This window comes from Pseudomonas sp., assembly GCF_028293835.1.
Classification (GTDB): domain Bacteria; phylum Pseudomonadota; class Gammaproteobacteria; order Pseudomonadales; family Pseudomonadaceae; genus Aquipseudomonas.
Genome location: NZ_JAQGNX010000065.1, coordinates 1 through 9,459, shown reverse-complemented (window position 1 = coordinate 9,459; position 9,459 = coordinate 1). Strand labels below are relative to the sequence as shown.

The window sequence follows — 9,459 nt, the reverse complement described above, 5'->3', positions numbered from 1 at the left end:
GGCAGCGAGCGCACCGCCAGGTTGCGTATCTGGAATGATCTGCTGGCCGAGTCCGAAAGCGCTGACTTTTTCAGGGTGTTGCATGATTTGGCTGGAACCGCCGACTATCAGGGGCACCGGCAGGGCCTCACTGAGCGCGTCTGGGCAGTTTTGAATGCAGCCGCCACACATGGCGTGTTACGCGATGAGTTGTTTGCCATGGCGGCGCACCCGCAAACCTGCGGGGACGGAATAATGCTGGTGTTCAACGCGCTTGAGATTCGCGCGCTGGTGTTCAATGTTATGGCGTCGGCACGCCTGGGCAAGGAGGAAACCGAGTTGTTTGAGTTGGCCAGGGGGCTGGAGCGACTGGATGAGCTTGAGAAAATCGCCCGGGAAGATATTGCGATCCGGTCAGTGGATTATCCACAGCTAGACGAGGCGGAGGTTCGCCTGGCTTACCGCGTCGGACTCGCGCAACGCCTGCAATTACCCCTTCAGCCACAAGGCATGCTCTACCGTTCCTTGGCTGGGGTGACCGATGAAGCAATCGATGCCGCCGAGCAACGGGTTTTGCACAGGGAACGAACATCCGCCTTTCTACGGGCCGTGATCGCTCGGGACTTTTGGATGGAATATCTGGAGAAGCACTATGCGGCGAGCTTCGAGCCGGTTCAATCGCCGTTTCATGAGCGCCTGGACGACCTCGACGATAGGGCTTATGCGACCTTGCGCACTGACGAGTATCTGGCGCAAATAGAATTGATCCGAAACGAGCGTACTGCTGCAACTCAGCAGTTGGCGCTGAAACTGACCCGCGAGGTCATGGCGCGCCATACCACAGCGGGGGCAGACCGCAGACCCGGAGGGGCCGAGACTTTAGTATGACGACCATAAGAATTCTGTTGATGCACGGGGTTTTCTTTCGGCTTATCTAAGCGAATGCGCGATACTCGCCAGGCTTGTGGGCAATAACGTTTGGGGAATGCTGATGCCGCTACAACGGTTGGACCGTCTTTCGACGCTGGCGCCAGAGCTTTGGGATGCTTTAGTGCCAAGTGCCCAGCCTTTTTTACGGCACGCCTTTCTCAGCGCTCTGGAAGACAGTGGAAGCCTGGGTCCGCGCTCGGGTTGGAGTGCGGAGCATTTGCTGCATTACGAAGACGGCAAGTTGATTGCAGCGGTGCCCGGCTACCGGAAATGGCATTCCTACGGCGAATATGTGTTCGACCACGGCTGGGCTGAAGCCTGTGAGCGCGCGGGCATCGAGTATTACCCCAAGTTGTTGGTAGCGGTGCCGTTCAGTCCGGTGAGTGGGCCGCGTTTGTTGTCGGCCACGCCCGGGGCCGCAGTCGAGCTATTGCAGAGCCTGCCTGGTTACATCGAAATCGAAGAGCTTTCGAGCATCCACATCAACTTTACCGATCCAATGGCTGATGCATTGCTGGCCCACGAGCCGGGCTGGATGCAGCGCCTGGGATGCCAGTTCCATTGGCAAAACCGCGGATATCGGGACTTTCAGGACTTTCTCGACGCCTTGAGTTCACGCAAGCGCAAACAAATGCGCAAAGAACGTGAGCAGGTGGCGGGGCAGGGGATCGAGTTTGAATGGCTGGAAGGCCATGAACTCAGTGAAACGCAGTGGGATTTTGTGTATGCCTGTTATGCCAACACCTACGCAGTGCGTCGGCAGTCGCCGTACCTGACTCGTGAATTTTTCAGTCTGTTGGCGGAGCGGATGCCCGAGGCAATTCGCGTAGTGCTTGCCAAGCAAGGGTCGCGACCGGTGGCCATGGCCTTCAGCCTGGTGGGCGGCGACAGTTTTTACGGGCGGTACTGGGGATGCCTGGCGGAATTCGACCGGCTGCATTTCGAAACCTGTTTTTATCAAGGCATGGAATACGCCATCGACAAGGGTTTCCAGCGTTTCGATGCGGGGGCCCAGGGCGAGCATAAGTTGATACGCGGCTTTGAGCCGGTGATCACTCACTCCTGGCATTACCTGGCACATCCAGGATTGAAATCAGCCGTCAACGACTTCCTGAAGCAAGAGCGCGCAGGGATTTTGGCCTACGCCGAGGAAGCTCGGGCGGCATTACCCTATCGACAGGCTTGAGTTGTCTGATCGCGAAAACCCAGGAAATCGGCTGTTTGGTCGGGAAGCAGGCAACTCGGTCTTGCCGATCAATCAATCCCGACAAACCCACCCGTCTGATGCTGCCACAGCCGTGCATACAAACCGCCATGGGCCAGCAATTCAGCATGGGTGCCGGTTTCAGCGACCTTGCCTTTTTCCAGTACTACCAAGCGATCCATTCGCGCGATGGTCGAAAGACGGTGGGCGATGGCAATCACGGTCTTGCCTTGCATCAACGTCTCCAGGCTCTCCTGGATCGCCGCTTCCACTTCTGAGTCCAGCGCAGACGTGGCTTCGTCCATGATCAATATCGGCGCGTCTTTGAGCAGCACGCGGGCGATGGCGATGCGTTGACGTTGTCCACCGGACAGTTTGACCCCGCGCTCACCGACGTGGGCATCAAAGCCGGTACGGCCCTGGGAGTCGGACAGCAGCGGAATAAACTCGTCGGCTCGAGCTTTATGGACGGCTTCCCACAACTCAGCGTCAGTAGCGTGAGGTTTGCCGTACAGCAAGTTGTCGCGGATCGACCGGTGCAGCAACGACGTGTCCTGGGTGATCATGCCCACGCGCTCACGCAAACTTTCTTGCTCAACGTGCGAGATATCCTGCCCATCAATCAGAATCCGCCCACTTTGCAAGTCATACAAACGCAGCAGCAGGTTAACCAGTGTCGATTTACCCGCGCCCGAGGGGCCAATCAGACCGATCTTTTCCCCCGGTTTTATGTTCAAGTTCAAGCCGCCAATGATTCCGCTACTTTTACCGTAGTGGAAATCGACGTTTTCAAACTTCACGCCGCCTTTTTCGACGATCAGTTTCGGCGCTTGATCGCGGTCGGTCACGCTGACGGGTTGGGCGATGGTTTGCAGGCCGTCCTGGACCATACCAACGTTTTCAAAAATGCCGTTAACCACCCACATGATCCAGCCCGACATGTTAACGATACGAATCGCCAGCCCGGTGGCCAGCGCAATGGCGCCCACCGTGATCGACGATTGCGTCCACAGCCACAACGCCAGGCCGGTTGTGGTTACGATCAAAATGCCGTTGAGACTGGTAATAACCATGTCCATTTCGGTCACGACACGGCCCGCGAGTTGGGTCTTTTCCGTCTGTTCGCTGATGGCTTCCCGAGCGTATTGCTGCTCGAAGTTAGTGTGAGCAAACAGTTTGAGGGTCGCGATGTTGGTATAGCCGTCGACGATCCGCCCCATAAGTTTGGAGCGCGCTTCCGAGGACATCACTGATCGCTCTTTAACACGCGGCACGAAGTACCACAGTGCCACGATGTAGCAAACGATCCAGGTCAGCAGAGGAATCATCAGGCGCCAATCGGCTTCGGCGAACAATATCAACGAACCGATGGCGTAGATCAGCACATGCCACAAGGCGTCAACCGCTTGCACGGCTGAGTCGCGTAGTGAATTGCCGGTCTGCATGATGCGTTGGGCGATGCGCCCGGCGAAGTCGTTCTGGAAAAAGTTGATGCTCTGCTTAAGCACGTAACTGTGGTTCTGCCAGCGAATCATGCTGGTCATGCCGGGCGTGATGGTCTGGTGTACCAACAGGTCGTGTAGGCCAACAAACACCGGTCGCAGCAGCAGCGTCACCACCATCATCCAGATGAGTTCGTTACGGTGCACGCTGAAGAAGTTCGGGTCAGGGACGCCTTGGGCCATGTCGATGATCCGGCTCAAATAACTGAACAGCGCGACCTCAATCAGCGCACCGATCAGCCCGACCACCAGCAATGCAGCAAAGCTGGGCCAGACCTGGCGCAAGTAGTAAATGTAAAACGACAGGACTTTGCTCGGAGGAGCCGCGGTTGGGGCATCCCGAAAAACATTAATGAGTTGCTCGAAACGACGATAAAACATTAGCTCTGACGCCCGCCGCAGCGGGCTCTCCTTGCAGGTGGAAAGCGTCCTTCATCCGACCGCGTAAAATCGGCTTTGCTCACGCCGATTTCACAGGGGCCAATGTGGATTGACTCAGTCGATACGTTTGGCGGATTTGATCAGCACCGGAACGGTTGGCACGTTCTGCATGCCTTGTTTGCTGGCGGTCGGGGTCTGGGCAATCATGTCGACCACGTCCATGCCCTTGACCACTTTGCCGAACACCGCATAGCCAACACGGCCTGGGACGCTGTCCAGCGACTCGTTGTCACGGTGGTTGATGAAGAACTGGCTGGTGGCGGAATCCACGTCTGAGGTGCGGGCCATGGCGATCGTACCGCGAACGTTATGGAGGCCATTGCCTGCTTCGTTCTTGATCGGGTCCTTGGTCTGCTTTTGCATCATCTGCGATGTGAAGCCGCCGCCCTGAATCATGAAGCCCGGAATAACCCGATGGAAAACCGTATTGGTGTAGAAACCGCTGTCAACGTACCCAAGAAAATTCTGGGTGCTGATCGGCGCTTTGGTGTCTTCAAGCTCAATCTCGATCTGCCCCATGTCGGTGGTCAACAGTACGTGAGTAGGCTTGCCAGCCGGTTGTGCAGCCATCAGGTTGGCGGCAAACAGCAGGGAACAGGCAGCAAAGGCAATTTTTTTCAACATGAGTCAGTAATCCTGGCGGGTGGTTTCGACCGTGCAACAGCAAGGCACAGCGGCGTAATCAGGGGCACAAGGTAAGCACGTTTGGGTTTTTTTGGACAGGGCCGGGCGGCTACTGCTATCCGATTGCATCAAATCACGCAGCGAAGAGCTCTGCAGGAGCCAACGTGTTGGCGAATGCGGTACGTCAGATTAATCGCCTCGCCAACACGTTGGCTCTACAGAGATCCGAGGAACTCCAGCAGCGTCCGGTTGAACACTTCCGGTTGATCCAACGGGGTTGCGTGTCGGGAATCTTCAATCACCACCAGTCGCGCGCCTTTGATCATCCGTGTGTACAACCGCTTAATCGCCACCGGCGTGTAATCATGATCTGCGCTGACAATCAGCGTGGGACAACTGATACGCGAGAGCTTGCCCATCACCCCCCAGCCCACAATGGCATCGAAACTCGCCAAATACGCGCGTTTGTCATTGCGGCCCCAGCGTTCGGCGATTTTGCGTCGCAGGTGGGCTTGTTCGGGTTTGGGGAATAGGTTTCTGCCCAGACCAATGCCAATGGCGCGCATGCTCAGCAGTCGGCCCAGGCCCCAGCGCTTGGCCCATTGCAGCACGTCTGAGGCGTACTTGATTTTGACTTGCGGCCCACTGTTGACGATGCACAGGCTTTTCAACAGTTCTGGATGATCAACGGCCAACTGGAAGCCGATCATCCCGCCCATGGACAGTCCGACCAGATGCACGGGGCCTAGCTGAAGATGCTCGATCAGCGCTTCAATGTCGGCGGTGAAACCGGGGATGGTGTAGCGCTCTCGGGGTTTGTCCGAGCGCCCGTGACCCCTGACGTCCATGGCGATGACGCGATAATGCGCGGACAGCGCCGGAATCTGGTATTCCCAGTCCTGGCAGCTGGAGCCCAAACCGTGCACCAGCAACAGGGGTACACCCTGGCCATATTCTTCGTAGTGCAATGAACAGCCGTCATGCTCAAAAAAGGTCATGGCCAATCTCCGTGTCAGACTTGTTGTGGCGCCGCGAAGGCGGCAGTCAACGGCGCCGTGTCGAAGTTGCGAATCAAATCGGTAAGAATCTGCGTGGCCGGTCCCAAGGGTTTGTCCTTGTTGGCGTAAAGATAGAACACTGGATGGCGGCTGCCCCCTTGATCCAGCGGCAGCGCTTTGAGCAATCCTTCTTTGAGTTCACGCTCAATCAAGTGCCTTGGCAGCCAGGCGAAACCCAGCCCGCTGCTGACAAACGTCGCCGCTGTTGCCAGACTGCCAACAGTCCAACGTTGCTCGGCACCGAGCCAGCCGACGTCGCGCGGTTGTTGCCGGCCCGAATCGCGGATCACTACTTGCAATTGGCTTTCCAGGTCCTGAAAGGTCAACACCCGCTGCATTTGATGCAGCGGGTGTTCCGGATGCGCGACCGCGACGAATTCTACCGCGCTCAGCTCGCTGCCCAGATTGCCTGGAATACTGAAGCCACTGATGGCCAGATCGGCAACGCCCTCAAGCAACACTTCTTCCACACCGGACAACACTTCTTCGCGTAAGCGTACGCGACAGCCACGGCTTTGCGGCATGAACGCCGTCAGTGCGCGCACCAGGCGGGCGTTGGGATAAGCCGCATCGACCACCAGTCGCACCTCGGCCTCCCAGCCCTGCTCCATATGATGGGCCAGGTCTTCGAGCTGACTGGCTTGTTTGACCAGTTGTCGCGAGCGCCGCAGCAACACGCCACCGGCATCGGTCAGCACGGCTTTACGCCCGTCTATGCGCAACAGCGGCACGCCAAGTTGGTCCTGCATACGCGCCACGGTGTAGCTTACCGACGACTGTGAACGGTGCAACGCTTCAGCGGCTTGAGCGAAGCCGCCATGGTCGACAACGGCTTGTAGTGTTCGCCATTGATCAAGGGTCACGCGCGGCGCTTTCATGATTCGATCCTCTTGCCCTAAAGTGGCACCTCAAAAATGGAGTCTGCCGAATGAAGAAGTTCTGTTGTGTATTGTTGGCTATGCTGCCTGTCAGCGCTTTCGCCTACCCGATTGACGTCGAGAAACACCTCTCAGGCGTCAGCGTTGATTACACCAGCCACGATACGGATTACGACCTCGGCTCCATCACCCTGAATAACTACGGCGACACAGCTGCCGAGTGCACCATCGTGTTCATCAACGGCCCGGAAGCGCCGCGCACCCGCCGCGTGTCGATTCCCGCCAAGAGCAGCGTTGATTCCTCGGCCAAGTTCACTCGAAGCATTATCAAGCTGCGTATCAAGCTGACCTGCGTGGCTAAATAAACCATAAACGGGGCCGGCATTGCGCTGTACCGAGAGTAATGTCCCGGTTTCGATAAATCAATTTATTAGATGGCTTTAAGCAAATTTCCACGTTTTTTCATCGATACCTCTTGAAGATGAAGAAAAACGACGACCTTATTCTTTATGCGTCATCGCGTTTCCGCATAGAGAGTGCGGTTGTTGTTTCAAATTTGTATTTTGATAAAAAATAATCAAGGCAGATACTCACGTTCAGGTTTTCAGTAATATGAATGTACTGATCTGATTACCTTGGCTGAAATTATTAACCATAAGCTTAACGGAGTGTCGGGATATGGGCGTTGATAGAGTAAGTAACTTTTCTAAGGTAGTACTCCCTGAAATGTTTGTATTGGAGTTAGGTGAGGACGGGGTACTTAGTCCGGACAGGCGAGGGGGTGTTTATGTGGCTATAGATTACGGGTCTGCGCAACATGAAGACAAGGTTAGTCTTTTTTGGAATGGAGCGCGTTCTCCCATTCAATTTCCGGGAAAACCTAATGGCCCAATTGTTCAGCCCTTTCCAGTGGCACTGGTAGCGCCCGATGTAGGTAAAGAAGTCACTGTTAGGTATGAAGTCCTTCGGGCGAGTGGTGAAATCGAAGAGTCGGCCCCCACCACTTTTCTTTTCCGGAACTTTATCGACGGTGAATTGCCGATGCCGAAAATGGAGCTTGATGTCACTGACGGGATTCTAGATACCCGTTACCTAAAGGAGGATGTTCTGGTCACGCTGCGCAGGTGGCCGTTAATGGCTGCTGGGCAAAATCTTTGGTTGAATCTGGTAGGTACTGGGCAGAGCGGTCAGCCACTGGAGATTACGGTATGGGAGGCCGTACTGGAAAGTCCTCTCGAATACGATAACGATATTTTTACCCTCAATTTCCCAAGTACTGCGTTCGATGATTTTGGGAACGCAAGCTTTATGCAATTGGTGCTCCGCTCACGATTCGACATGACTTCTTCGGCAGCTGATATTGTATTTCCGCCCATGGATTTTAAATTGGTAAATATCGCTTCGGATGAAGAGTATCAAAATTTCGAGAATGAGGCTGATAAATTAATTGGGTTAGGGCAAACGCTGAAGCTGCCGGGCATGAGTCTCTCTATCATAGGGGGGGATTTTGACTGTGGTGTTGAATCCGTAGGCGATATAGCCGGTGTTCGAGAAGGTCCAGCATTGATTTTCTGCAAAGGTGGGGCAGGGGCAGGGTTGAATGTCTATCAGGTAGAGTTCGATAAGGCATGTATTGCCGTAGAATTATTTTATAGTTTTATCATCAGCCGTCCTGTAACCGTGAATTTTTTTGACGAGAGTCAAGCAGGACTTGGTACCATTACTTTCAATAGGGAAGGCAAGATAAAATTTATCTCTCCTCATTTCCGTAAAGCGAAATATATGTGGGTGGGTTGCAATGGAGAGTTATATTTGGATTTCTTCAAGCTATCGCGCTGAAGTTAGCTGCGCTGCGCCGATGGTCAAAACTGCCAGCAGCTGGTCCGGGCCCTTAATGGCTGGGGTAGCTGCTTTGGCAAAGGAGATTAAAATCAATTTATTAGATGGGTTGAAGCGAATATTTACGCTTTTTAATCGATTTTGTCCGCTCTAAGCTTCACTCCATCGACTCAAGACCCTTTGATGGAGGCCACATCCCATGTCCCGCGTACTGATCATAGAAAGCAGCGCCCGCCAACAAGATTCAGTTTCACGCCAGTTAACCAAGCAATTCATCGGCCAGTGGCAAGCGGCTCATCCTGCAGATCAGATAACCGTTCGTGACTTGGCCACCCAGCCAGTGCCCCACCTAGATTCGACATTGATGGGCGGCTGGATGAAGCCTGCCGACCAGCGCAACGAAGCCGAACAATACGCGTTACAGCGCTCCGACCTGCTGACCAACGAACTGGTGGCGGCAGACGTGCTGGTGTTGGCGGCGCCCATGTACAACTTCGCCATTCCCAGCACGCTAAAAGCCTGGTTCGATCATGTGCTGCGTGCCGGGGTGACCTTTAAATACGGTGAAACCGGCCCGCAAGGCCTGCTGCTCGGCAAACGCGCTTTCGTGTTGACTGCTCGCGGCGGTATTTACGCCGGTAGCAGCCTCGATCATCAAGAGCCCTACTTGCGACAGGTGCTCGGCTTTGTGGGGATTCACGATGTAACGTTTATCCACGCCGAAGGTCTGAACCTGGGTGGTGACTTCCTTGAGAAAGGTTTGAACCAGGCGAAAGCCAAACTCGCTCAGGTTGCCTGAGTCGCGCTACCGACTTCCCTTAGTACCTTTCGCTCCTTCGGTACATTGCCCGGTCATCCTCGTTGGTGAGCCGGGCTTTTTATTGGCAGTTATTTAGAGGTGCAGCTGAAGAAGTAAAGGACGTAACCGCGTCATCAATCAACAAAGAAGTGTCTTTTCAGTAAAGAAACTCGGCCTCGGCGCTCGAAACCGTTAATCTATGCGA

The 9,459-nt window shown here is 54.9% G+C and carries 9 protein-coding genes; 5 read left to right on the top strand and 4 right to left on the bottom strand.

Going from position 1 to position 9,459, the window contains the following annotated elements:
• Positions 1-867, top strand: an 867-nt coding sequence (locus tag JWR17_RS07725) for an NEL-type E3 ubiquitin ligase domain-containing protein (protein ID WP_299829946.1), incomplete at its 5' end; no start/stop codon positions are given.
• 103 nt (positions 868-970) lie between these two features.
• Positions 971-2,095 (top strand): GNAT family N-acetyltransferase, encoded by a 1,125-nt coding sequence (locus tag JWR17_RS07720; protein ID WP_299829944.1) that lies wholly within the window; start codon positions 971-973, stop codon positions 2,093-2,095.
• Positions 2,096-2,163: 68 nt separating this feature from the next.
• On the opposite strand, the gene JWR17_RS07715 is transcribed toward JWR17_RS07720, so the two are convergent.
• The 4 genes from JWR17_RS07715 to JWR17_RS07700 all read right to left on the bottom strand — a co-directional run bounded on the left by JWR17_RS07715 (position 2,164) and on the right by JWR17_RS07700 (position 6,616).
• Entirely contained in the window at positions 2,164-3,996 is a 1,833-nt protein-coding gene (locus JWR17_RS07715; RefSeq protein WP_299829942.1) for an ABC transporter ATP-binding protein, read from the bottom strand.
• Between the two features lie 114 nt (positions 3,997-4,110).
• Entirely contained in the window at positions 4,111-4,680 is a 570-nt protein-coding gene (locus tag JWR17_RS07710) for a peptidylprolyl isomerase (RefSeq protein ID WP_299829940.1), read from the bottom strand.
• A gap of 215 nt (positions 4,681-4,895) precedes the next feature.
• Positions 4,896-5,678, bottom strand: a complete 783-nt coding sequence (locus tag JWR17_RS07705) for an alpha/beta hydrolase (protein ID WP_299829938.1) — start codon at positions 5,676-5,678, stop codon at positions 4,896-4,898.
• A 14-nt stretch (positions 5,679-5,692) separates the two neighbouring features.
• Positions 5,693-6,616, bottom strand: coding sequence for a LysR family transcriptional regulator (locus JWR17_RS07700; RefSeq protein ID WP_299829937.1), 924 nt, complete (start codon positions 6,614-6,616; stop codon positions 5,693-5,695).
• 50 nt (positions 6,617-6,666) lie between these two features.
• Between JWR17_RS07700 and JWR17_RS07695 the strand changes: the two genes are divergently transcribed.
• From JWR17_RS07695 to JWR17_RS07685, 3 genes are all read left to right on the top strand, one after another.
• Positions 6,667-6,981: a 3-phosphoglycerate kinase gene (locus JWR17_RS07695; protein WP_299829935.1), complete on the top strand. Its 315-nt coding sequence runs from the start codon at positions 6,667-6,669 to the stop codon at positions 6,979-6,981.
• Positions 6,982-7,294: 313 nt separating this feature from the next.
• Positions 7,295-8,455 carry a hypothetical protein gene (locus JWR17_RS07690; protein ID WP_299829933.1) on the top strand — a complete coding sequence of 387 codons (1,161 nt, stop codon included), beginning with the start codon at positions 7,295-7,297 and terminating at the stop codon, positions 8,453-8,455.
• A gap of 199 nt (positions 8,456-8,654) precedes the next feature.
• A complete protein-coding gene (locus tag JWR17_RS07685) occupies positions 8,655-9,254 on the top strand; it encodes an FMN-dependent NADH-azoreductase (protein WP_299829931.1) in 600 nt (199 codons plus the stop codon).
• Positions 9,255-9,459: the final 205 nt, after the last annotated feature.